This is a genomic window from Olleya marilimosa CAM030 (assembly GCF_000518485.1).
Lineage (GTDB): Bacteria > Bacteroidota > Bacteroidia > Flavobacteriales > Flavobacteriaceae > Olleya > Olleya marilimosa.
This window is the reverse complement of the sequence record NZ_JADR01000010.1, coordinates 1-26543: the sequence shown is the minus strand read 5'-3', so window position 1 is coordinate 26543 and position 26543 is coordinate 1. Positions and strand designations below refer to the sequence as shown.

The window sequence follows — 26543 nt, the reverse complement described above, 5'->3', positions numbered from 1 at the left end:
GCTTATTTTATTTTGTGGTCTATAAATGGATAATCTTCTTGATCGTAAACAGCGTCGTACATCACATTTTTTTCAGGATATGGTGACTCTTCTGCAAATTTCTCGCACTCAGCAACTAGAGCCTTAACTCGCTTATCAATGACTTTGATATCTGCTTCAGTAGCATATTCGTTTTCAAGAATGATTTGTTTAACCTGAGTGATAGGGTCTAATTTTTTGTATTCTTCTACTTCGTCTTTAGTTCTGTAGTGTTGTGCATCAGACATAGAGTGACCTCTATAACGGTATGTTTTAACCTCTAAAAATGTTGGTCCATCGCCACGACGTGCACGTTGGATAGCTTCGTCAAATGCTTCTGCTACTTTTATAGGATTCATTCCGTCAACTGGACCACATGGCATTTCATAACCTAAACCTAATTTCCAGATATCAGTATGATTTGCTGTACGCTCTACAGATGTACCCATTGCATAACCATTGTTTTCGCAAACAAATACGACTGGTAACTTCCATAGCATTGCCAAGTTAAAAGACTCATGTAAAGATCCTTGTCTAGCTGCACCATCACCAAAACAACATATGGTTACACCATCAACACCATGATATTTATCTCCAAAAGCAATACCTGCTCCTAAAGGAATTTGTCCTCCAACAATACCATGTCCACCATAAAAACGGTGTTCTTTAGAAAATATATGCATAGAACCACCTAAACCTTGAGAGGTCCCAGTTGCTTTACCGTATAATTCTGCCATAACACGCTTAGGATCCACACCCATACCAATTGGCTGTACGTGGTTACGATAAGCTGTTATCATTTTATCTTTGGTTAAATCCATTGCATGTAAAGCTCCTGCTAATACAGCTTCTTGTCCATTGTACAAGTGAAGAAAACCTCTAACTTTTTGTTGAATGTAGACTGCTGCAAGCTTGTCTTCAAACTTTCTCCAAAATAGCATGTCTTCATACCATTTTATATACGTTTCTTTTGTTACTTTTTGCATTGGTGACGTTTGTATTTTTTTTAACGAATAACAAAAGTAACACTTTAGTTATTAATGAAAAAACTGAAAATAGTTATTTTGTTACGAAAACGATATAGTTACAGCGCTGATTTATCAAAAATAAGCGGAAGTAAGTTTGCTAATGAATTTGAACGCACTACTTTACCTGTTTCTCCCATAAAAAACAACTCGATTGGAATATCTTGCTTCACTTCATATTCTGCTATAGCTTGTCTGCAAGCTCCACAAGGAGGTATTGGCGTTAGTGTTGGATGTATTTGAGATCCTGCAATGATAGCCATTTTTACAAATTTTGCTTTTGGATATTTTGCACCTGCATAATAAATTGCTGTACGCTCTGCACATAATCCAGATGGATAGGAGGCATTTTCTTGATTACTTCCTGTTACAATTTCTCCGTTATCTAATAATATGGCTGCTCCTACACTAAACTTTGAGTAAGGTGCATAGGCATTGTTTCTAGCTTCTGAAGCTTTACTCATTAATGATTGCACATCTTCTGCGACGTCACTAATATTATCATATACCTGTAATGTTGTTTCAATTTTGACTTCCTTCATAATTTAAATATACGCAACTATTTTAGACAAAAAAACTATTGTTTTCACAATAGTTTTTAAGTTGTTTTATTTGTTTCTAATTAATACTCGTCATATGTTCCTGCACCTAAATTAAAGGTTAAAGAAAAACGTAGAGTACTTTCTAATGGGCTTTGAACTTGAGAAGCTGAAAATAAATATGATAAATCTACATTTATAACATTATATTTAAATCCTGCTCCTAATGCAAAAAATTTACGTGCACCTTTTGTTTCGTGCTCATTAAAATATCCTGCTCTAAATGCAAATGAGTCTTGATAAGTATACTCTGCTCCTAAGGCATAGGTAAATTCTTGTAATTCTTCTTTAAAACCTCCTGGAGCATCTCCAAATGATTGAAATACACCTGATAAAAATGGTACGTCTGGATCTTGACCAGAAACAATATAGGTTGGTTCATCTGCATCTTGCTCACCATCCTCATCCGTATCATCAAAACCTAAAAGTGGTGGTGTTGGCACTAATAATTTAGAAAACTCTGCTGTAACACCTACGGTATTGTATTGGTCTAATATAAAATCAAACCCTGCTCCTAATCTAAGATTAGTTGGTTGAAAATTATCTTGTCCAGCTTCATCATACTTAAATTTTGGTCCTAGATTTTGAATGGCAAATCCACCTCTCCAACGACCATTAAAATCGTTATAAGCTTCTTCTTCACTTTGATAATATCCAGAAATATCTACACCAAATGTGCTTGCAGCTTTAGTATCATTATCTCCAATGTTAAGTTTTAAATCTGATTGTAAATAACGCATAGCTACAGACATTCCAAATTGATCGCTTAATCTTAAGGCATAGGACACATCTACAGTAAACTCGTTTGGTCTTTGCACTAATGCTTCAGAAAACTCATCCTGAACAAACTCGATATCACCTAAAGAGAAGTACTTAAAACTAGCTGCAAAAGCACTATTATCGTTAAGTCTATTAAAGTATGTTACGTTACCTAAAAAGATGTCGTTTACTAATTTACTTAAATAAGGTGTGTAACTTATTGCCACACCAGATTTAGTTTCTGAAAAAACATATTTTGCTGAATTCCATTGCTGGGAGAATGCATCTGGAGAGGTTGCCACACCCATATCACCCATTGCTGCTGCTCTAGCATCTGGAGCAATTAATAAAAACGGTACTCCTGTAGTAATTACTCTTGTATCGTTTGGATTAGTAATTGTCGTTTGCGAAATACCTTTAAGGGATAAAAAGAAAGCTATCGCTATTAAAATTTTATTTTTCATGTATCAATTTTAGTTAACAAATATAATTTTTTATTAGAGGATTACAAGTTTCTCTATTTTTTCTACTGATTTATTGGTGCTTTTTGAATGTACTTTTAACTTATAAACATAAGTTCCTTTTCCTATTTTGTCTCCAAAATCGTCACGACCATCCCAAATAATGTCTCTAGAAGTAGATTTTACTGTTTTTCCACCAACTAAGGTTGTTTGACCGTTTAACGTTTTTACTAATTTACCTGATATAGTAAATATTTGAACAGAAATGTCTAGTACTTCAGAGCTGTTATGACTAAACCAAAACTCGGTATAATTTACAAATGGATTTGGATAGTTTAGTACGTTATTAATTACAAGGCTATCGTTTTCATTGTACACTACAAATTGAATTTCAGCTATAGCTGAATTATTGTAAACATCCCATGCTTTAAGTGTTAATGTATGTAAACCTGGTTCTAAATTTCTAAAAGGAAAGCTTAAAGACCCTCTAGTATAATCGTCAACATCTGTTAAGTAATAATCGTTTAACACATATGGATTAACCTCGTCACCATCTAATAAAGCAACTATATCATGTCCAATACCACTAGCTGTATTTATACCATTTTCATCTTGAAACTTAGCAATAAGTGTTGGTGATTCATTTGTTATTCCTCCAGACACAAAAGACTCATCATTCATAAATAACGTAATAACAGGTCCAATATTATCTTCTGCTGCATTAGGATTTATTCCACCAATTTTGACGGTTTCTATGCTAGCACCTGACTTATCATTTAAGGTATTGTCTTGCGTTGCGTAAAAACTAACTTTTCCGGTTCCGACTGGAATACCAATATCTTTAGGAACGATAAAATCAAACTCAAATTGACCATTAGTAATTGTTGCTTGACCTCTAAACACTATTGAACCTAATGTTGTGTAATTAAGCTTAATTAACTCAGTACTATTATATGTATTGTCATTTGCCAAAGTCTCTCTTTGGATTTCTTTATCAAAAATAGTAGTTGTTAAGATTCCGTTGTAATTAGTAAGCACATTACCATTTACATCTGTAACCTCTCCTGCTAATTTAGCATAACTTAACGCTTGAAGCACATCTGTTTCTTGTGTAATTGGCACATCATTAATTTTAGTTAGTCTAATGTTAGGATCTGGAAATGCTAATTTTAAAGCTGGATCACCAATACAAAAGGCTAAGTTTTTTTGAGAATTAGAAAAATTGGGATCGTTTTTAGCTAATCTTAATGCTTCTGCTACTGAAGGATATTCGTAATCACTATAGGTATCTAGTGTACTATATGAGAATAAATATTCTTTTAATATTTTATTAAAATCTTTTCCTACGGTTACAAAAATCTGTCTTGTAGTTGTTACCAATGCAATTGCTCCTGCAGATTTGTTCCAATAAATTAACTCGCCTGCTGTAACCCTTAACGGGTTATCAAATCTTGTAAACTCGCAAGTTACAGTCACAAATAAATTTAATTTACAGTCGTTATTTAAAGCTTCTGCGTCATTTTTTTGAAAAATACGCTCAAAAGCTAATCCGTCTTCTCCACCATGTCCAAAATAATTAACCATGATGGCTCCTTTTTCGATAGCATTTGTAATTGCTTCTGTAACTTCAGGATATCTGTCTCCTCCAGCAGATGCTTCTTGTTGGTAAGAGTCCGTATGGATTTTAGTTACATTTATAAAAGGTTTAAATTGGGCAACTTCATCTGCAATTTCGTCTGTTGTTTCTTGCAATGTTGCTTCCCAAGCCTCATCAACATCATCCGATATAACTACAAAGTTATTACGCCAACTTCCTAAAGCGCCTTTAGAATAATAGACTTCAATTTTATCTACCATTTCTTTAGCTCTTTGTGGTGTATCTGCCACTATCCTACCTACTGCAATGTCTAATTTATGAGAATTATTATAAGCGTCAATATTCCCTTCATTTGCATCTAAATAAGCGTAAAAGTCATCTGATATAAATGAGTTTGACAAATTAAAACTACTGTAAGCATTCCATGTTGGAAAGTTATACGTGTTATCAGATATTCTACCTTTATAATCAAATGAGGAATCCCCAAATATGCATAAATATTTTACGCGATTATTTGGTGTGCTTGCATTGTCGTAAACGTATTTAACAAAGTTCCTGATACCTGCTATATCTGGATTTCCGTTTGAAAACTCATTATAAATTTGATCTAACGTTACGACCTTTACATTTAGATTATTTTTATCTCGATTAATTTGAGCTAAACGTTGCGCCTGAGAATAATGAGAACTTGTAGTTAACATTAAATAATCAATGTCTTGAAAGCTGCCTTGATTATTTAAAAATATGGTCCCTTTTAAATTTTGATTATTTAATCTACTATTACCAGATAGATTAGGTTCAAAATAATCCTGAGAACTGACGGTTACAAACTTTTTTAAGCTACCCATTGGCGCATTAAAACTTATTGTGTTTGCTGCTGCCGAATTGCCTATTGTAGTTACATCATACAAATTAGTAACATCCCAAATTTCTTGTACTTGAGCGGTATTAGACACTACATAATTTGCTACTCCTGCACTTGTAGCGGTTTGATTATTTTTAAAAACAAATTGGTTTCCGCTAAAGGTTAATGACCTTGTTGCCTCAACAGACACGTAATCTAGATAAGATGTGGCACTAGGGTTACCTTGGTTATTAAAATCTAAAGTCACATTAACAGCACTATTTGCTACAGTTGTAGTCCCTTGGTAAGAACCTCCAGTAACATACACACCATCTACAGGACTTGTAGCATTCATGGATATACTACCTATTACATTACTATTAACACTTATAGCATAACTACTAGCACTTGATGATGTTGATACTGTGACAGCTTTTAAATTTATTGGTTGAGTAGTTACTAAATTGGGAAAATCAAAACTAAAGGTTTGTGTATTCTCTACTCCAAAACGCTCACCAAACCAACGTCTTCCAACAAAAATAATATTAGTCTCATCCACTTCATGAAATTTATAATCTTGAAACGTATCCACTGTTAAACTTGGCACTTCTGTTGGCTGTATAAAATTCTGAATCCTTTTACCTTGTCCAGCACTAATATTTAAGTAGTAAACTGCAGTATCTGTATAAGGGTTAATATTAGTATTAATATTATTATCTGATACATTTGCAGATGGACCTTCAGCATAAAACAACACATAATCACCATCATTAAAAACACCATCTTCCTCTCCAATGACTTTTATAGCATTTTCTGTAGGATCAAAAGGAAAATTTGCACTATTGGCAAAAGGCATCATCATACCTCCATTTCCATAAATTTTTAGATTTCTAGGGTCAAAACCAGAAACATTAATTCCCATTTGATTTAAAAATGATTTTGAAAGCTTATAAACGCCTGTTCTAGGAACTTCAAATCTAAACCACTCACCACTATTTAAAACAGAGTTAGTAATAACCTGAGAATTATTTGCTCTAAAATTACTTGTTGATGCATTAGCATACTTCATAGTAAATCCTGTTACTTTTTTATAACTATTACCTTCCTTTATAATAGGATTTAAAGTAAATACTGCATAATTTGTAGATCGTGCTGCTCCATTTTTTAAAGAAAACTGTAAAGTATTTGGTATAGTAGATAGATTAATATCTTTTAAATCTTCTTTAGCTATAGGCAAGTAGGAAACATTAGTTAACTGGATAGAGTTTTCATCAATAAAACCATTTACAACCCATTGCTCAATAAATTGTAAGCCATTAGACAAATCAAATGAGAAATTTTTGGAGGGTAAAAATGAAGGAATATTTAACGAATAACTATCTGTAGCATAGGTTTGTGTTTTATCCCATACTAAGTTAAACTTTTTTTCCTGTGAAAATATTGGCGTTAGGTAGAGTACTAGCAGTACTAATAATATCTTTTTCATTGCATTGATAACGTCTTATTTTAAATGATATTACTTAAATCTTAATAATTTCATAAAAACAAGTCAAAATTACGATAATAATTTTTAATATACTGCGTTATACAGTTCCAAAACATCGATTAAAAGCAAAATTAATATCGTTGTAACGTAAAAAAATAGGATGAAATGCATTTAATTTTTACTCAAAAATGACAAATTATGTTGTTTTGTTGGGTTTAATTATTATATTGCGACTCCAAAAAAACATTATTAGCTTACATAAACGCATGAATATGAAAAAAGTAATTGTATCAAGGTTGTTATTCGTTTTAGCGATTTCTTTAACCTTGGTTGGTTGTAAAAGATCTGGTAGTGGTAGTAATACCTCAAGAGCTACTGGATGGCAGATTAACTCTAAAGATGGTGGTTTTCAGTATAACACCAAATTTAAAGAACAAGAAACTGCTCCAGGATTAGTTTTTGTAGAAGGTGGAACTTTTACAATGGGTAGAGTCCAAGACGACGTTATGCACGATTGGAATAACACACCAAATCAACAGCACGTTCAATCTTTTTATATGGACGAAACTGAAGTAACTAATAAAATGTATTTAGAATATTTAGATTGGATTAAGAGAACTTATCCACCTGAAGAAGAAAATTTTAGAGCAATTTATAATGGTGTTTTACCTGACACGTTAGTTTGGAGAAACCGTTTAGGTTACAACGAAGTAATGACAGAAAACTACTTACGTCACCCAGGTTATGGTGAGTATCCTGTAGTTGGAGTAAGCTGGATTCAAGCTGTTGAGTTTGCTAATTGGAGAACAGATCGTGTTAATGAGTTATACCTTCAAAAAGATGGTTACTTAAAACAAGGAAGTCAATTAGAAGCTACTGCAGACGCTAACTTTAATACAGACACTTACATAAATGCACCAACACAAACATTTGGTGGTAATACAGATATTTTAGAAGGTGGTAAATTAAAACCTCAAACTAATGCAGCAGGTGACCCTGTAGGTATATATGCATCTAGAGAAACTGGTATAATTTCACCTAAATACAGACTACCAACAGAAACTGAATGGGAATATGCAGCGTTAGGTTTATCTGAAATTAGAAGTTACAATGTTTATAGAGGACGTAAAAAATATCCATGGGATGGACAGTACACACGTTCTGGAAGTCGTAAAATAAAAGGAGATCAATTAGCAAACTTTAAACAAGGTAAAGGTGATTACGGTGGAATTGCGGGATGGTCTGACGATGGTGCAGATATTACTGCTCAAGTTAAATCATATGCTCCAAACGATTACGGATTATATGACATGGCAGGAAACGTTGCAGAATGGGTTGCCGATGTATACAGACCAATAGTAGATGATGAGTTTAATGACTTTAACTACTACAGAGGTAACGTTTATACTAAAAATGCAATCAATGATGATGGTACAGTTAAAATTGTAACTACAGACGAAATTGTTTTTGATACACTTCCAAACGGAAAAGTAGTACCTAGAGATTTACCAGGAGAAATTGCTACACAACCAATTGATGAAGAAGAAACATATTTAAGAACTAACTTTGATAGAAGTGATAACCGTAACTTTAGAGATGGTGACACACAATCTTCAAGATACTATGCTGATAGATTTGGAGATGATGAAGGTGAAACTAATGAAGATGCTTCTACTCGTAAAATGTATAATGCACCTAAGCATAATATAGAAATGGATTCTTCTGGAAACATGATAAGAGAATACGACAAATCAAACAAACGTACCTCTTTAATAAATGATGAAGTAAGAGTATATAAAGGTGGATCTTGGAAAGATAGAGAGTACTGGTTAGATCCAGCACAAAGACGTTACTACCCACAAAATATGGCAACAGACTACATTGGGTTTAGATGTGCAATGTCTAGAGTTGGTTCTAAATCTAAAGGAACACGTAAGACTAAAAATTAAAAATTATTATTAGTAATATATTTAAAAGTCCTAACAATTGTTAGGACTTTTTTTATACATTTATTTCATGAAAATTGACGCAATACACCAGCTATTTTTAGATTGTACTTCTATTTGTACAGATACTAGAAAAGTAAAAAACAACTGTTTATTTTTCGCTTTAAGCGGAGAAAAATTTAATGGAAACAGTTTTGCAAATGAAGCCTTAACTAAAGGCGCTAAATATGCTATTATAGATGATGCTAAATTTAAAACATCACACAATACCATTTTAGTAGAAAATAGCCTTAAAACACTTCAAGAACTAGCGACGTATCATAGAGAGTATCTTGGATTAAAAATTATAGCCTTAACGGGAAGTAACGGAAAAACCACTACTAAGGAACTTATTAATGTTGTATTATCAAAAAAATACAATACAACTGCTACTGTTGGTAATTTAAACAATCATATTGGGGTTCCGTTAACACTATTATCAATGGATAAAAATACTGAAATTGGTATTGTTGAAATGGGAGCAAATCATAAAAAAGAAATTGCATTTTTGTGCAATATTGCCAAACCTGATTATGGATATATTACTAATTTTGGAAAAGCACATTTAGAAGGCTTTGGTGGTATAGAAGGTGTAATTAAAGGCAAAAGCGAAATGTATGATTATTTGATTAGTAATAACAAGCTAGTTTTTTATAATGCAGAAGACACTATACAAGAAGAAAAATTAAGAGATTACAATTCAAAAGTAGGTTTTAGCAATAACAACACAACTGATTACAATTACACGTTATTAGACACAAATCCCTTTGTTACTTTTAAAACAGAGGATATAGTGATTAAATCAAATTTAATTGGAGCCTATAATTTTACAAATTTATGCGCAGCTAGTACAATTGGTAGACACTTTGAGGTGACATTAAATCAAATACAAACAGCTGTAAAAGACTATACTCCTACAAATAATCGTTCACAAATAATAAATCAAGGTAGTAATTCTATTATTTTAGATGCCTATAATGCAAATCCGTCAAGTATGGATGTTGCGCTAAAAAACTTTAGTATACAAGACGCTAAAAACAAAATAGCCATTTTAGGTGACATGTTTGAACTAGGAGATTCTGCTCCAGAAGAACATCAAAATATTGTAAACCTATTATCCTTTTTGGATATTGATAAAGTGATTTTAGTTGGAGAAAATTTTTACACCACTAACTCGGAAAACAGCAATTTAGAAAAATATAAATCGTTTGAAGATTTTAAAAATAATTACAAAACAATTAAAGACAGTGCGTTATTAATAAAAGGCTCTAGAGGAATGGCTTTGGAACGCGTACTAGAATTATTATAAATAAAAAAATCCGAAACAAATGTTTCGGATTTTTTTGTGGGCGACAAGGGATTCGAACCCCTGACCCCTTGGGTGTAAACCAAGTGCTCTGAACCAACTGAGCTAGTCGCCCTAATAATAGGTTTGCAAATATATGTTAGATTTTGATTAAAAACAAAATTACATATCAAATAATAACATAAAAAAATCCAAAACTAAGTTCTGGATTTTTTTTGTGGGCGACAAGGGATTCGAACCCCTGACCCCTTGGGTGTAAACCAAGTGCTCTGAACCAACTGAGCTAGTCGCCCTATTTATTAGGTGTGCAAATATACATTAGTTTTTGACATCTCAAAACCTTTTATTCAAAAAAAAACAACATTTTTTTAATTTAAAAATTAACTCATTAATATATAGTCATTAACAGAATATCTTTTTACAAAAATTTTAATATTTTTGAAGATAAATAAGCTCCAAATTTGAAATACATCTCTTTAATCGATCAGTTAGGTATTACTATTGACACAATTAATACCTTAGATAACGCTAAAATAATTAGGCTACAAAAGCAATTAAAAGCAAATGCTGTATTAAATAATACAGATAATTTAGGTGAATTAGCTTTACTAATAGATCAACTTAAAGATGAAAACATTAGAAAATTTCATGTTTTTATTGAACAACACAACTGGTTAAAACAAATTATTAGCGGTAACTACACCAATATACCTCAAAGCAATATTGAGCTAAATGAAAATAGCTTAGACGATTTTAATGAATTAAAACATTTTTTAACACCTTACTTTAGGGAACATCTAAAACCCTTTTTAACTGAAACTTTAAATAAAGGCAAGTATATTTTACTTTTTAATGTTGTTAAAAATTATAAAATATATAGCGAAGAAGTTGAACAAATTATAATCAATTTTTTTAGTGCCAAATTAAATTTTGCTACAGTTTATATTCAGAATAACCGATTAGAATTATCTCATGCTCCTGTAGGATACATTACAAATAGAAACTTTATAAAATGTTTGAGTCAGTATCCAAATTCGTTTACAGAGGAGGTTAATGACTTAAACTCAGCAATTATTGACACCTATAATTCTAAACGAAAAAACACGAATGATACCGACTTTATTTTTGCAGCTAAAACGATGGTTGCTTTTGGAGAATTAGAGGTGTCTAGTTATATGCTAAAGGATATATTAATTGGTAATGCAGAAATTGCTAAACCTTATGCCTATAAAACATCTAGTAAATCCAAATCAGGAACTACAGTTGGCATTTGGAGCATTATTGTTTTTATACTAATTGTAATCCGACTTGCTTCACTTGGTATTAGCAGTTCTACAAGTTATGATAGACATAATAGCATTGACAATCAACAATTATTTGAAGCTGTTAGAAAAATTAAACAGCGTCAAGACTATCAAAAAAAGACAGCATTACCATTAAAAGAAAACTTAGCAACTGAGGAAATACCTGAAACATTATCAAATAATAAAACTATAATTAGCAATGAGAAGATAACATTGCCTGATGGTGATAGTAAGCACAAAGCAAAAGATCATACTAGATTTATTTATTCTTTAAAATTAAAAACTAACAGAGAAGAAATAGAAATTGACAATAGTATACCTACTAAATTAAATGAATTTACAAATCCATATCCTAAAACCTTTAATAAGATTGAAGCTTATGCTTATGGTGTAGCAAATAATACTGAATACAGCTTGGTTAAAAATAACAGTAATAAAGATTTGATAGTCTTTAAACTACAACAAGGGATTGATCAATCGATTTATATACCAAAAGACGAAAAAATTTACATCAATTTAAAACCTGAAGATTCATTACTTTTTTATACAGGAAATGATTTTATAGTAGATAAGTTTTCACATTTTAAAATTGATGCTGAGTTATCTAAACTTTATGTCGTCAAAACTATTGGTCCAAAATTAAATAATGAAATTAACGTACTTCCTTATAAGTTAAGTATTTACGAAAAAAGTATAATTAATTCTGATATTAAATTAAAAGACACCAGTAAATTAGATGTAATACACAGCAAGAACATTAATTTAAATGGTATTAATATTGATAAAATTTACACTAATTGGTACAAGAAAAAATACAACTAACGCAGCCCTGTTTTGCTATCGTCTTTAAATAGTTTTTGTTTATCCTTTTCTATATCTGGAAGCAATGCGTAAAGCGCATAAACAATATGTTTAAGCGATGTATAGTCATTACGCTCTAATACTTGGTCTCCTTCTTTAATTAACTTGTCTGCCTTTTTTTTATCTGTAAAACCTGAACTGTATTTCAATCCTATATAATAACCAATAAAGTTTTCATCACTAGACTGAATTATTGAATTATATAAAATATCAAGTTCTTTAATTTTAGCTTTTATTAAGTATTTATCTCCAGAGTTTATAACCTCTTTTTCATTAGCTATAACTTTAAGATATTTAGGTCTGTATTTTTCGTTTTCGTCTTTATTAACTTCCCACTCTATTGCTTCTTTTGATTGATTATATTCTTCAATTTCTAGAGCTATAATTTTGTTTCTTGTTAATGTATCAAAAGCCTGAATTAGTTTCCTTTTTTTATCGTCTAATTGATATTTTTGATCGGACACATCATTATCATCAAGCAACGTTGTTTCAATTTGCACTTCAATTAATCCAACTCGTAATTGTTCTAAGGTATTAGAATACTCAAAATTTTCATCTTCAACTTGCTCTCTTATCAAATGTTCTACCTCAGACAATACTGCATTTATTTCCATATTAATCTTACTAATACTTATGGCACGTTCTGATTGGCTAAACACATTTTTAAATTCTTGATCGCAAGCTTGTAAATAAACATTTATTTTTAAGTCTCTTGACTCGGTAATTTCCAATTCAATTTCAATATCTGTCCCTTTAATTAAATCGTCCTCTAGATCTTTACCAGAAAACTCTATATAACCAATGCTTAGTCCAGAGCTTGGCAAACCCTTAGATTGGCCTTCAACAATATTGATAATTAAGTTAGCATCAGAATTTTTGAGGATAGTTTTAGAGGCTGTTTTGTATATTTTTTTCTTTAACGGTAAAATACTTCCTTTTCTAAATATTTGTTCCAAACGTGTAGTTGATGCATCAATATCGTCTATTTCCATGCATATATCAATAGGTAATGGTTGTCCTAAAACATTGTAACTACCTTGATTAATAGCCACAGTATTAATAGTTTTTACAACATTTAAATCCTGATTTAAAATCTGAATTTTAAATCGGTTTAATTGTCCTTTTAATAATGGTACAAACTCTGAAAATCCATTATTTACAATAGTCTTTATCCCAGAATCATATCCACCATCTACCCTTGTGATTCTATAATTTAAATTAGAGTCTGAAACTTTACAGGTAATTAACTCTTCTAAATCTCTGGTGTTTTGCTCATAAAAAATCTGAGTCTCCACAGTATCAACTTCCACATCCTGTATAACTACGTCTTCAACTTTTATATTAGTTGGTTTAGATCCAGCAAAATAAGCTGCACCATCAACCACTGCAGATGTTGGATCAATACTAGAGTCAACAAGTATTCCTGTTTCTTCCTTAATACGTTGTTTTATTAATGGCACATAAGTACTACCTCCTATTAATATTAAACGTTCTATTTGAGCATTCAAAAGTTGATTCTGAGAAATCACTTTTTTAATAAACGTTATTGTTTGCTCTACTTTAGGTGAAATTACAGTTTCAAATTCTGCTCTAGTAATAATTATCTGCTCAAATATATTTTCATTATTAATATCTAAATCTAACTCGATTTCTGTTTCTGGATAAACAGACAATTCTTTTTTAGCTTCTTCTGCTTTTTTTAGTAACTCAAAATACAATCCTTTGTATTGACCTGACTTAGTTTTTATATCTTTAAATAAATTGGTAACATTAGCTTTAGCTTCTATTTTAGGAACTATAATTTTTTCGACAATAAGATTATCAAAATCTGCACCACCCAAAAAATTATCACCTTCATTGTCAATAACCTTTAATTCTCTGTCATTGACTTCAACTAAAGCTACATCAAATGTACCTCCTCCAAAATCATAAACTATCCAATTTTTAGACGATTGAATGTCTAAATTGGATTGATTTGCAAATGCTAAACACGCAGCAATAGGTTCTTGTAGTAAAACGACTTCTTTAAATCCTGCTAAGTATCCAGCTTTTTTGGTTGCATTGGATTGGATTGTGTCAAAAGATGCAGGAATTGTGATTACTGCAGTTTGTAGTTGGTCTGTATCTGACACAAAGTTTTTTAGTTCCTTTATTATTAAAGAGGACAACTCGATTGGACTAACCTCTTTATTAATAGAAGGTATAAAATAAGTTTCTTGTGTACCCATTTTACGTTTAAAAAGCATGCAAACATTTTCGGCATCTTTTTCTAAATAATCTAGAGCTTTATCGCCAATAATGGTACGATTTCCTCTAAAGGCAACACAAGAAGGCAACGTCTGTTTTAAACCCAATGGGTTATTATATATCTTAACAGCTCCATTGTTATAATTAGCAATTAAACTGTTTGTGGTACCTAAATCTATAGCAAAATTAATAGTCTTCATTGGTGCTTATTCTACAATTACAATTCCCTTTTGTACTAAAGTATTTTGGTCATTTGTCTTTTTATAGACTATAGGTTTAAGTACTTTAACAATTTTCATTTGTTCATTAAAATCTCCTGTAATATTAGCTTCGACATCAGTCATTTCGTTACGATAGGTTTGACCAATGGGATTAATAACATGATATCCTAAAGATTCAAGTTCATGATTAATTCTATCAATATTTCTATTAAAAAGCGTCAAATTTTCTTTATTGCTTTTAAGTTGAATAGAAAATACTTGATTAATAATTTCTAACATTTTAAGAGGAATTAGATGAATGTGTAAGATACAATTTATATGAAATTAAACCACTTCGGCAACAACAAAAGTGCTTCCACCAATATAAATAACATCATCAACCGAAGCTGCTTTAAGTGCCATTTTATAAGCCTCATTAACGGAAGCATATGGTTTACCAACAAAACCATTATCAGTAAAAAGTGTATATAAACTATTTTGATCTAAACCCCTTGGCACATCTGGTTTGCAAAAGTAGTAGGTTGCATTTTTAGGTAATAAAGGCAATATGGAAACTACATCTTTATCATTTACAACACCAAAAACAATATGTAGTTGTTGGAAATTTTCTTGAAGTAATTGCTGCATTGCTATAGTTAAACCTTCTTTATTATGTGCTGTATCGCAAATTACTTTAGGGTTTGATGACAAAGTCTGCCAACGACCTTTTAAATCTGTGTTTTTAACAGTATTAAGTAATCCTGTTATTATGTTTTGGTCAGTAATTACAAATCCTTTTTGCTGTAATTGCTTTATGGTTTGTAAAACGCCTTTAATATTTTTAGATTGATAACTCCCTTTTAGGTCAGTAGCTAAAGCTTCATTTTCAATTTGATCTGCAAAATGTATTGCACTTTTATTTTTTTCAGCGAAAGCGGTAAAAACAGACTGAGTCTCTGGTTGGGTTTCACTGATAACAACCGGAATATTAGGTTTAATTATTCCTGCTTTTTCTGACGCAATTAATGGTAAGGTGTTACCTAAAAATTGAACGTGGTCAAAACCTATATTAGTAATTAAAGACACTTCTGGTGTTATGATGTTTGTCGAATCTAAACGACCACCTAATCCAACCTCTATAACAGCTATATCTACTTTTTGTTTGGCAAAATAGTCAAATGCCATACCAACTGTCATTTCAAAAAAAGACAATTTATTAGCATCTAAAAACGTTTTGTTTCGTTTTATAAAACCAATGACAAAAGGTTTACTAACCGTTTTACCATTAATTTTAATACGCTCTCTAAAGTCTTTTAAATGCGGAGAAGTATATAATCCTACTTTATAACCTGCTTCTTGCAAAACAGATGCCAACATGTGACTACTACTGCCTTTACCATTGGTACCTGCAACATGAATAGATTTAAATTTATGCTGTGGGTTTTTAAGATGCTTAGCTAAATTTATAGTATTAGTCAAGTCTTTTTTAAAAGCGGATTGACCTTGCTTTTGATACATTGGAAGCTGAGAGAACATCCAATTTACGGTCTCTAAATAAGTCATACCTATTTATTGTCCTAGTTTAAAGTTGATACTAACATAACCAATTTGACGCTCTGGAGCTTTAGGGTCTGCTTTCCATTTGTGGGATTCTGCAATTTTTTTAGCAGGAATCAATAAACACTCAGCGGTATTTTTTGTTCCTTTTACTCCTGGCTCAGCTTTTACTACTTTACCAGAACGATCCACTTCAATTCTAACAACGACTAAACCAGCCTCATTACAATCTTGTTTAAAAATTTGATTAGTAGGACGACCTCTTCCGTTTAATCCATAACCAACACCATCGCCATTTCCGTTACCTTGACCTGATCCACCAAAATTACTAGGTCCATAAGCGTTACCTGTACCAGGTCCATTTCCTGGTCCATTACCAGGACCATCATTATTGGAGTCTGAAGGATTTTCAGAATTACTTATACCGTTAATTAAAGCATCATTAGCTTTTCTAATATCATCTTGTCTCTTTTTTTCAGCTGCATCAGCTGCTGCTTTTGCTGCCTTAGCTGCTTTTTCTTGTGCTAATTTATCTGCTTTAGCTTTGGCTATTGCATCACTTTCTTTTTTAGCCTGTTCTTGCTGTTTTTTAATTAAAACCGCTTCTTCATCGTCTTGGGTTAAAACGTTTTCTTTTGAAGTTGCTGCTGCAGCCTCTTGTTGTTGTTCTACCTCAGGCTTTGTTTCTTCAGGTTTAGTTTCGGTTGGAGCTGTTGCTTGGGCAGGTGCACCTCCACCACCACCTGACGATCCTCCAAAATTAATAGCTACTCCAAACTCTTCTGGTGGATCCATATAATTTTGACCAACCACAAAAAGTAGCAATACCAATATCAGCGTAATTAATGCTGTGATTTTTGCCGAATTGCGTTCGTGTTTGGTTTGAAGGTACTTCATTATTATTGTGCTTTTACTGCCAAAGTGGATTTAATCTTGTTTCGGTTTGCTATATCCATAATATAAACAACGTGTTGCATCTCTACACTTTCATCTGATCTGATTGTAATAGTCGGAGACTCTACATTACCAACTTTAGCCAAAACTTCTGCCTCTAATTGGTCTTTAGAAACCTGTTTCATATCTACATAATAATTGACGTTTTTGTCAACACTTACAGATACATTTTTAGTTTGTGTAGTCTTACTAGTAGATTTTGGTAATAATAAGTCTATAGCTTCTGCGGACACTAACGTTGATGCAATCATAAAAAAGATAAGCAACAGAAAAACAATGTCAGTCATAGACGACATGTTAAATTCTGGTGTAACTTTATTTCTTCCTCTTAATCGCATATTAGCTAGGTTCGTTTAATAAATCTAAAAATTCAAGTGAGTTTGCCTCCATTTGATAGACCACTTTATCTGTTTTTACAACTAAGTGGTTATATGCAACGTAAGCTACAATACCAACAATTAGACCACCAACAGTGGTGGTCATTGCTGTATAAAGTCCGTCTGCTAACGTTTTAATATCTATTGATCCTCCTGAGTTTGCAATTTCAAAGATTGATAAAATCATTCCAATTACTGTTCCAAGAAAACCAATCATTGGTGCTGCTCCAGATATGGTAGCTAACACACTAACGTTTTTTTCTAAGCTATAAATCTCTAAACGACCTGCGTTTTCTATAGCTGTATTAATATCCTCTAAAGGTTTTCCTATTCTAGAAATCCCTTTACTAATTAATCTAGACACTGGAGAGTCTACAGTACTACATAAGTTTTGAGCAGATTCTATCTTACCATTACTAACATAGTCTTTAATTTGATTCATGAAATTTGAATCTACTTTGGAAGCTTCTTTTATAGATAATATTCTTTCAAAATAAATATATAATGTCAATATCAACATTAACATCAATAAACTAATAATTACAATTCCAGCTGTACCTCCTGTTGTAATCAGTTCTATTATTGATAAAGTTTTCTCAACTGGTTCTCCTTCTACTAATGGATCTACCGCTTGAGCAGTGTCTTGAATTAATTTGCTTAGCATATTATAAAATTAGATACGTGTATAACGTTAGATTTTTGTTTTGAGTATATATTAAAATAAAGTTCTGGTCCAGAAAAACACTAATGTTCCTGCTAAAAATCCTGCTAAAGCCAACCAAGAGATTTTTTTGAAATACCAGAAAAAGTCAATTTTCTCCATTCCCATTGCAACAACTCCTGCTGCAGATCCAATGATTAACATACTTCCTCCTGTACCTGCAGAATAAGCAATAAAGTGCCAAAGCTCGTTATCAATAGGTTGAGAAAACATACCTAAACTAGCTGCTACTAATGGTACGTTATCAATAACTGCAGATCCAATACCTAATAAAATAATTACTAAATCCGAAACACCTTCATGATGTAACTCTGTTCCCATCATTGGCATACTATCTTGTAAAGTAGATGCAAATCCAAATAAAATACCTAATGATTCTAAAGCTGCTACAGCCATTAAAATTCCTAAGAAAAATAAGATACTTGGTAACTCAATTTTTGATAATGAATGATGTACAGGACTATGGTGTGCGTGTGCATCACTTTCTTCTGAATCATGGTTAGATAAACTAAATTTAGCAGAACTATAAATTTCTGCAAAAATTGCTACCACACCTAAAGCTAACATCATACCAACATAAGGAGGTAAATGCGTTACTGTTTTGAATATTGGAACAAATACAATTGCACCTAAACCTAGGTATAACATTGTACCACTAAATCTGCTTTTTGGCTTCTCTTCTACTGCTTCTTCTACCTCTAAATCACCTTTAAAAGCTGGTAAAAAAGAAGCTATAAAAGTAGGTACTAACATACACATTAAAGATGGTAATAGTAAGTATCCTACTAAATGTCCTGTGGTAACTTTTTTACCAATCCATAACATTGTAGTTGTAACATCTCCAATTGGTGACCATGCACCACCTGCATTAGCAGCAATAATAATTAAACCTGCAAACCAAATACGAACATTTCTGTCATTAACAATTTTTTGTAAGATAGAAATCAATACAATAGTTGCAGTTAAGTTATCTATTATTGCAGAAAGTATAAATGCTAAGAAGGCAAAAATCCATAATATTTTGGTTTTCTTTTTTGTTTTGATAAAGCTTTTAATAGTAGAAAATCCATCAAAATAATCAATAATCTCTACGATTGTCATAGCTCCTAAAAGGAATACTAAAATTTCTGCTGTTTTACCTAAATGGTGAAGCAATGTTTCTTCCATTAAGTGCATCTTGTTTTCATGACCTAATGAAGCATAACCTTCTACCAGACCATGATTTGCAGAATCAAACCACTGTGTAAAAGAGTCTAATCCTAATGAAATCAACGCCCAACTTATAGCCATCATGACTAAAGCAGGTATTAATTTATCAATCTTTATATTATGCTCTAATGTTATAGCTAAATAGCCTATAACAAATACTAAAATTATTACGGTTTCCATATTATACTAATTGTTTTAATGCTATTTCAAAAGCAGTTTTACTAATTTCTTTTTTAGAAGCGTTTTTTGCGTGCACATTTTTGATTGCTTTTTTAATAATATCAGATGTATCATTAAAAATAGCTTCATCAGTCATTTGCACTTTACGCTCCATAAAGTAAGCAAATACACGTGCCATACCACAATTAGAAATAAAATCTGGTATTAAACTTACACGTTCATCTGTTTGTTCCATGATAGATCCAAAGAAAATTTCTTTATCAGCAAACGGTACATTTGCACCACAAGATATAACCTCTAATCCTGTGTTAATCATTTGATCAATTTGATCTTGTGTAATTAATCTTGATGCAGCACATGGTGCAAAAATCTCTGTTTCTAAAGACCAAATGCGCTCATTCATTTCAGCAAAAGGAATCATGTTGTCTGTTGCTAATGTATTTCCGTTTTTAGTTAAGAAAAAGTCTTTAATTTCTTCAAAAGAAAAACCTTCTTCATTAATTACTCCACCAGAAATATCTATAATTCCAACAATTTTAGCTCCCATTTGTGCTAAGTAAAAAGCTGCTGCAGATCCAACGTTTCCAAAACCTTGTACGACTGCACGTTTACCCTTCACACTTCCGCCATAAATGTCATAATAATGTCTGACAGCTTCTGCCACACCATAACCTGTAATCATGTCTGCTACAGTATATTTTTTTGAAACATCTGGTGAGAAGTTTGTGTTTTCTAAAACCTTGATTACACCTTGGCGTAATTGACCAATACGGTTAATTTTATCTGCTTCTGTTGGTTTGAAGTGTCCGTTAAATACACCTTCTTGTGGATGCCAAACACCTGAATCTTCCGTTATTGGAATTACTTCATGGATTTCGTCTACGTTTAAATCTCCTCCTGTACCATAATAACTTTTTAATAAAGGTGATACTGCTTTATACCAACGCTCTAAAACGCCACGTTTTCTTGGATCTTTAGGATCAAAGTTTATTCCTGATTTTGCACCACCAATTGCTGGTCCAGATACTGTAAACTTCACCTCCATTGTTTTGGCAAGGGACAAAACCTCGTTCATATCCAATCCTTTTCTCATTCTGGTACCACCACCTGCAGCTCCACCTCTTAAGGAGTTTATAACTGTCCAGCCTTCTGCTTCTGTTTCAGAATCTTTCCAATTAAATACTATTTCTGGTTCTTTATTTTCGTAAATTTTTAATAAGTCTTTCATTTTTGATTTTTGGTTTCAACTTTAATATTTTTCTCTCTGGATTAACATTTAAAGTAGCTAAAGTTGATTCATCTTACGAAGTGTTAGATTAATTAATTTAACAAATATAAAAAAACAAAAAATGGCTTTTAATAGTCTAGTCATTTTATTATAATAAATTATTGTTAATAATTTCAAGCTTGAGTTTTAGTTTAATCAACCTAGTAAATTTTAAATCTTAAATCCATATATTTTTCCAGAACTATGGTCCTTAGACGCTCCAGTTACAGATTTTAAACAATTATTTTCTCCACGAAGTCTTAAAACACCTAAAAAACCAAATATTAACGCTTCTTTAAATTCGATTATATTTTTTGAAGGTATTATTATTTGATTATATGTTAATTTAGTTATTTCTTCTATTAAAAAATCATTAAAAACACCTCCTCCTGTTGCTAAGACTAATGTATTTTGTTTTTGATTAATAACTTTAGCTATTTGAAATGCTATATGCTTAACAAAGGTGTGTAACACATCTTTTATTGGTAGATTAAAACTATCAATTAAAGGAAAAATATTAGTCTTAACCCACTCTAACCCTAAAGATTTTGGCGCTTTTTGATTATAAAAAGCTAAGTGGTTTAGACTATTAAATAGTTGGTCATGATAATTTCCTTTTCTAGCAAGTATGCCTTTATCATCAAAATCAAATCCTAAAACGCCTACATATTTATTAAGTACAATATTTACAGGACAAATATCAAAAGCTATTCTGCAATTATTTTCCTCAGAAGAAATATTAGCAAATCCTCCTAAATTTAAACACCAATTAAATTCTGGGAACAACAATTGGTCACCAATCGGAACTAATGGTGCACCTTGACCACCTAATTCAACATCTTGAATTCTAAAATCGCACACTACAGTATGTTGGATTAAATCTGATAATTGTGATAAATTACCGATTTGAAATGTATACCCTAACTCTGGTCTGTGTAGTGCAGTATGACCATGAGAGCAAACTGCATCAATATTACTAATGTTATTAGTTTTTATAAAATTGTTGATAACAGCAGCCAAAAAGGCAGTATACTCAGCATCTATTTGGTTTAACTCTGACGAACTTAAATTTATTAAATTTTTAAGCTTATTTAGCCAAGTTTTAGGGTAAGCTATTGTCTGAGCTTTTTCAATTTTAAAGCTCCAATTAGTTGTTTTTTTAAATGAAATTAAAGCAAGGTCAATACCATCCAAAGACGTTCCTGACATCACGCCAATCACTGTATAATTGTCTTTTATCATATAATGTAAAAATAACTATATCGATTGAAAAAATGCCAATAAAAACTTATCTTTGCATACAAATTTTATTAAATCAACAATCTTATATAAATTATGGATTTTAGCCTAACTGAAGAACATATCATGATTCGCGATGCTGCTCGCGATTTTGCACAAACAGAATTATTACCAGGAGTTATTGAACGTGATAACGCTCAAACGTTTCCAGATGAACTAGTCCGTAAAATGGGAGCACTTGGTTTTATGGGAATTATGGTAGATCCAAAATATGGAGGAAGTGGTATGGATGCTATTTCTTACGTATTAATTATGGAAGAATTATCTAAAATTGATGCTTCTGCTTCTGTGATGGTATCTGTAAACAACTCTTTAGTTTGTTATGGTCTTGAAGCTTATGGTAGTGAAGCGCAAAAGCAAAAGTATTTAACAAAACTTGCAACAGGAGAATCAATAGGTGCTTTTTGTTTAAGCGAGCCAGAAGCTGGTAGTGATGCTACATCTCAAAAAACAACTGCTATTGATAAAGGAGATCATTATGTTATTAATGGTACTAAAAACTGGATAACAAATGGTGGTCGTAGTGATGTGTATTTAGTAATTGCACAAACGGATAGAGATAAAGGACATAAAGGTATTAATGCTTTTATAGTTGAAAAAGGAACACCTGGTTTTGATATTGGTCCAAAAGAAGATAAATTAGGGATTAGAGGAAGTGATACGCATACTTTACAATTTAACGACGTTAAAGTACCAAAAGAAAACCGTATTGGTGAAGACGGATTTGGGTTTAAGTTTGCAATGAAAACTTTATCTGGTGGTCGTATTGGTATTGCTGCTCAAGCATTAGGTATTGCTGCAGGTGCTTATGAGTTAGCTTTAAAATATAGTAAAGAGCGTAAGGCTTTTGGTACAGAAATTTGTAACCACCAAGCTATCGCGTTTAAATTAGCTGATATGTATACTGAAATTGAAGCTGCAAGAATGTTAGTAATGAAAGCTGCTTGGGATAAAGACCAAGGTAATAATTACGACATGTCAAGTGCTATGGCTAAATTATATGCTAGTAAAGTAGCAATGGAACAAACGGTTGAAGCTGTACAAATACATGGTGGAAATGGATTTGTTAAAGAATACCATGTAGAACGAATGATGCGTGATGCTAAAATAACACAGATTTATGAAGGTACATCTGAAATACAAAAAATAGTTATTTCAAGAGGTGTAATCAAAGGTTAATCCCTTAATACATAAACATAAAAAGGCTTTAAAATTAAATTTTAAAGCCTTTTTTTATTTGTTAGACATATTATCTAAAACTAATCTAATTTCTCCATAGCTATACTTATCTGCTAATTGAGATTTTAAATCTGATAGATTTTCAAAGGTGTGCTTTGGAATAAGATCTTTTAATTCATTATAATGCTTTTCAGATATTAACTCTGTTATTTTAATTTCACCTGTAGCAATAAAACTAGCAAGATGGCCAAAAATAGTATTCACATTCAAGTCTCTTTCAAAAGCAATTTGTTCTACTGATTTACCAGATTTAAATAAGGTTAAAGAAGTTTGTTTTGTATCTCCTTTCTTTTTTCTAGTTGTCTCTAAATCTAAAACATTACTCACATTTGCAACTTCTATATCGTTTTCATCACAATAATTACGTATGACGTTTAGTATTTCATCACCATACTTAGCAACACGAGTTTTACCAAAACCATTAATATTTAATAATTCTTTACTATTAGTTGGAAGGGTTTCACACATTTCATACAACGACTTTTGTGTAAAAATTTGGAAATGAATTAAATCCTCTCTTTCAGCTATTGTATTTCTTAATTCCCTTAATAATTCAAATAATTCAACATTCGTGGTACCGTCTATTACTGCCTTTCTTGGTGTTTTTGGTTTTTCTTTTGTCAGAAATACAGATTTAGCTCTTAATTCTAAAAATAATTTAACAGAAAAACCATGATTTAAGTTAGAAAAATACAACTGTTTAACACCTAAAAATTCCTCAAAACTATCTAATTGTTTATTAAAATCGGAATCAAGTGTTTTATTATCGGTACTAAAATTAAAACTTTTATAAACTTCAATTAAATTAACTTCTAGCTGTTGTTTGTAATACGCTACTGCTTTCTTAAATCTAGTCTGAATTTCGTCATTATTCTCAGGAGTAGCTGTCCCTTCTGAAAGTTCTAATAACTCCGCTTTAAAAGCATTTGCAACTTTCAATAATGAAACAACACAATCTTTTATGCAAGTTAAAGGAGTCTCAATATTACCTTGAAAACTACCTGTATTTTTATAATAAATATCTAACAATCTGTTAATTGGGTATAAAAATTGATAAAAATCAAAAATTTCAGAAATTAAACTTAATTGAAAATGCCTTTTAGATTGTTCAAGTATACTCTCGTCTGGTTGATTATTCTCTGTTTGAATATTAAAATTGATTACATTAGTGTCACTTATAATCTGACTAGAATTAATCTTGCTTTTCAAAATTATTCCTTCTAAAGATTTACATCTACTTAAAGCTACATAAGTCTGTCCATGGGCAAATGCACCTTCTGAATCTATTATGGCCTTTTCAAAAGTTAAACCTTGACTTTTATGGATAGTAATTGACCAAGCCAGTCGCAATGGTATTTGTGTAAAAGAACCGATATTATTTTCAGAAATTGCATTAGTATCCTTATCTACAGTATAATTAATATTTTCCCAAACCTCTGGTTTAGTAATTATATTAAAGTCATCATCTGGGCATTTAACAACAACTTCATCTTTATCTAACAATATGACTTTGCCAATCTTCCCATTAAAATAGCGCTTGTCTGCAGAGCTATCATTTTTAATAAACATTACCTGAGACCCAACTTTAAGTACTAAAGATTCCTTGTTGGGAAATGAAAACTCTGGAAACTTGCCCTCTACTTTAGCTTTATAAATTTTAGATTTCCCTGGTAACTTTTCCAACTTAACCTTATTAGTATATTCTGCTTTATTATTATGTGTGGTTAAAGAAATATATCCCTCATCTTCTTTTGGCTCAAAATCTGGTTGATATCTTTTGTTTAACTCATTTGCTGACTCCTGAGAAAGATTGTTTGTCCTAATTTCATTTAAAATATTAATAAATAAAGGATTATCCTGTCTATAGATATGTTTTAACTCAACGGATATTGGATTACATTGTTGATAGGCATAACTGCTAAAAAAAAATGCATTATTATAAAATGGTTTAAGTATTTGCCATTCATTATCTTTTAAAACAGGAGATAACTGCTGTAAATCACCGATCATTAACACTTGAACTCCTCCAAAAACTAAATTTCTATTTCTATAACTCCGTAGAGTTTTATCAATACCATCAAGTACATCAGCTCTTACCATACTAATTTCATCAATAATTAATAAGTCTAATGATTTAATAATATTGATTTTAGTTTTACCAAATTTCCTATTAAATCCTCCACTTGATTTTAAATCTTCATTGGGTAATATAGGTCCAAAAGGTAATTGAAAAAAGGAATGAATAGTAACACCTTTAGCATTAATGGCAGCTACACCTGTTGGAGCAACTATAACAATTCTTTTTAATGAGTTTTGCTTTAATTTATGAAGAAACGTAGTCTTACCTGTCCCAGCCTTACCTGTTAGGAAAATATTTCTATTAGTGTTATTAACAAAATTATTAGCTAAATCTAATTCCTTATTCACGTTCATGGCATTATCAAATCTAATGTATCAATATATATAAATACTAACAAAATCGAAAGTAATCTGTATTAATAAAAAATGGATATTATATTTATAAAATAAACAAAACTAATATTTACTCAAAAAAGTTATAATAATGAATTGAAAAGAATAACTACATATTATTTTAAATATCCATTACATAAACTTAAACATAATAAAGCTTTTAATAATTACTACATGATATAGTGGTCTATTGACAATACAGATTAAACCAATATTCTATTTTAACTTATTACTTTAGTATAGTTATAACTCCCCTTTTTCTGTTTCAAATACCTTACATTATAATTTCTGTTAAGGCAGCCTATTAATTTTGTTTTTTATCTTCTGGACTCTACCCTTCTAATTTCTATCAATTTCATTTTAAGGCACAAAAAAACCCTTCATAAATAAATATGAAGGGTTCTCTAAAAAGGCGACGACCTACTCTCCCACAATGCAGTACCATCGGCGCAAATGGGCTTAACTTCTCTGTTCGGAATGGTAAGAGGTGAGCCCCATCGCTATAATCACCTTAAATCTTTCGGTGTATGTAGTATTAACTACTTTACCGTATATAATAACATATTGAAAAAATGA

18 protein-coding genes, 2 tRNA genes and 1 rRNA gene are annotated in these 26543 nt (G+C 31.4%); 4 read left to right on the top strand and 17 right to left on the bottom strand.

The window, feature by feature from the left end; all coding sequences use genetic code 11:
- Positions 1 to 2 precede the first annotated feature (2 nt).
- The 4 genes from pdhA to porU all read right to left on the bottom strand — a co-directional run bounded on the left by pdhA (position 3) and on the right by porU (position 6789).
- Positions 3 to 1004: a pyruvate dehydrogenase (acetyl-transferring) E1 component subunit alpha gene (gene pdhA / locus M890_RS0112200; RefSeq protein ID WP_028283806.1), complete on the bottom strand. Its 1002-nt coding sequence runs from the start codon at positions 1002 to 1004 to the stop codon at positions 3 to 5.
- A gap of 98 nt (positions 1005 to 1102) precedes the next feature.
- Positions 1103 to 1585: a cytidine deaminase gene (gene cdd, locus M890_RS0112195; RefSeq protein ID WP_028283805.1), complete on the bottom strand. Its 483-nt coding sequence runs from the start codon at positions 1583 to 1585 to the stop codon at positions 1103 to 1105.
- Between the two features lie 80 nt (positions 1586 to 1665).
- A complete protein-coding gene (gene porV, locus M890_RS0112190; RefSeq protein ID WP_028283804.1) occupies positions 1666 to 2865 on the bottom strand; it encodes a type IX secretion system outer membrane channel protein PorV in 1200 nt (399 codons plus the stop codon).
- Positions 2866 to 2898: 33 nt separating this feature from the next.
- Complete coding sequence (gene porU, locus M890_RS0112185; protein WP_028283803.1) at positions 2899 to 6789, bottom strand: type IX secretion system sortase PorU; 3891 nt, start codon at positions 6787 to 6789, stop codon at positions 2899 to 2901.
- 266 nt (positions 6790 to 7055) lie between these two features.
- Here porU and gldJ point away from each other — a divergent pair, with 266 nt between their 5' ends.
- Positions 7056 to 8738: a gliding motility lipoprotein GldJ gene (gene gldJ / locus M890_RS0112180; RefSeq protein ID WP_028283802.1), complete on the top strand. Its 1683-nt coding sequence runs from the start codon at positions 7056 to 7058 to the stop codon at positions 8736 to 8738.
- A gap of 67 nt (positions 8739 to 8805) precedes the next feature.
- Positions 8806 to 10083: a UDP-N-acetylmuramoyl-tripeptide--D-alanyl-D-alanine ligase gene (locus M890_RS0112175; protein WP_028283801.1), complete on the top strand. Its 1278-nt coding sequence runs from the start codon at positions 8806 to 8808 to the stop codon at positions 10081 to 10083.
- Positions 10084 to 10120: 37 nt separating this feature from the next.
- Here M890_RS0112175 and M890_RS0112170 read toward each other — a convergent pair.
- Both M890_RS0112170 and M890_RS0112165 read right to left on the bottom strand, forming a co-directional pair.
- Positions 10121 to 10195 (bottom strand) — tRNA-Val (locus M890_RS0112170).
- A gap of 103 nt (positions 10196 to 10298) precedes the next feature.
- A tRNA-Val gene (locus tag M890_RS0112165) sits at positions 10299 to 10373 on the bottom strand.
- 168 nt (positions 10374 to 10541) lie between these two features.
- Between M890_RS0112165 and M890_RS0112160 the strand changes: the two genes are divergently transcribed.
- Entirely contained in the window at positions 10542 to 12206 is a 1665-nt protein-coding gene (locus tag M890_RS0112160; protein WP_028283800.1) for a hypothetical protein, read from the top strand.
- Here the strand turns inward: M890_RS0112160 and M890_RS0112155 are convergent.
- The 9 genes from M890_RS0112155 to M890_RS0112115 all read right to left on the bottom strand — a co-directional run bounded on the left by M890_RS0112155 (position 12203) and on the right by M890_RS0112115 (position 22199).
- Positions 12203 to 14692 carry an Hsp70 family protein gene (locus tag M890_RS0112155; protein ID WP_028283799.1) on the bottom strand — a complete coding sequence of 830 codons (2490 nt, stop codon included), beginning with the start codon at positions 14690 to 14692 and terminating at the stop codon, positions 12203 to 12205. The genes M890_RS0112160 and M890_RS0112155 overlap by 4 nt on opposite strands.
- 6 nt (positions 14693 to 14698) lie before the next feature.
- The gene (locus tag M890_RS0112150) at positions 14699 to 14992 is read right to left on the bottom strand and encodes a hypothetical protein (RefSeq protein ID WP_028283798.1); all 294 of its coding nucleotides are present in this window, start codon (positions 14990 to 14992) and stop codon (positions 14699 to 14701) included.
- Between the two features lie 45 nt (positions 14993 to 15037).
- On the bottom strand, positions 15038 to 16255 hold the full coding sequence (locus M890_RS0112145; protein WP_028283797.1) for a bifunctional folylpolyglutamate synthase/dihydrofolate synthase: 1218 nt from the start codon (positions 16253 to 16255) through the stop codon (positions 15038 to 15040).
- Between the two features lie 6 nt (positions 16256 to 16261).
- On the bottom strand, positions 16262 to 17146 hold the full coding sequence (locus M890_RS0112140) for a hypothetical protein (RefSeq protein ID WP_028283796.1): 885 nt from the start codon (positions 17144 to 17146) through the stop codon (positions 16262 to 16264).
- 2 nt (positions 17147 to 17148) lie between these two features.
- Positions 17149 to 17541: an ExbD/TolR family protein gene (locus M890_RS0112135; RefSeq protein WP_028283795.1), complete on the bottom strand. Its 393-nt coding sequence runs from the start codon at positions 17539 to 17541 to the stop codon at positions 17149 to 17151.
- Position 17542: 1 nt separating this feature from the next.
- Complete coding sequence (locus M890_RS0112130; protein ID WP_028283794.1) at positions 17543 to 18244, bottom strand: MotA/TolQ/ExbB proton channel family protein; 702 nt, start codon at positions 18242 to 18244, stop codon at positions 17543 to 17545.
- Positions 18245 to 18295: 51 nt separating this feature from the next.
- Positions 18296 to 19690 carry a sodium:proton antiporter NhaD gene (gene nhaD / locus M890_RS0112125; protein ID WP_028283793.1) on the bottom strand — a complete coding sequence of 465 codons (1395 nt, stop codon included), beginning with the start codon at positions 19688 to 19690 and terminating at the stop codon, positions 18296 to 18298.
- A gap of 1 nt (position 19691) precedes the next feature.
- Positions 19692 to 20918 carry a Glu/Leu/Phe/Val dehydrogenase dimerization domain-containing protein gene (locus tag M890_RS0112120; protein WP_028283792.1) on the bottom strand — a complete coding sequence of 409 codons (1227 nt, stop codon included), beginning with the start codon at positions 20916 to 20918 and terminating at the stop codon, positions 19692 to 19694.
- A 210-nt stretch (positions 20919 to 21128) separates the two neighbouring features.
- Positions 21129 to 22199, bottom strand: coding sequence for an anhydro-N-acetylmuramic acid kinase (locus M890_RS0112115; RefSeq protein WP_028283791.1), 1071 nt, complete (start codon positions 22197 to 22199; stop codon positions 21129 to 21131).
- A 93-nt stretch (positions 22200 to 22292) separates the two neighbouring features.
- Here M890_RS0112115 and M890_RS0112110 point away from each other — a divergent pair, with 93 nt between their 5' ends.
- On the top strand, positions 22293 to 23435 hold the full coding sequence (locus M890_RS0112110) for an acyl-CoA dehydrogenase (protein ID WP_028283790.1): 1143 nt from the start codon (positions 22293 to 22295) through the stop codon (positions 23433 to 23435).
- Positions 23436 to 23489: 54 nt separating this feature from the next.
- On the opposite strand, the gene M890_RS0112105 is transcribed toward M890_RS0112110, so the two are convergent.
- Both M890_RS0112105 and rrf read right to left on the bottom strand, forming a co-directional pair.
- On the bottom strand, positions 23490 to 25928 hold the full coding sequence (locus M890_RS0112105) for a helix-turn-helix domain-containing protein (RefSeq protein ID WP_028283789.1): 2439 nt from the start codon (positions 25926 to 25928) through the stop codon (positions 23490 to 23492).
- Between the two features lie 446 nt (positions 25929 to 26374).
- Positions 26375 to 26481 (bottom strand): 5S ribosomal RNA (gene rrf, locus M890_RS0112100).
- Between the last annotated feature and the right edge of the window lie 62 nt (positions 26482 to 26543).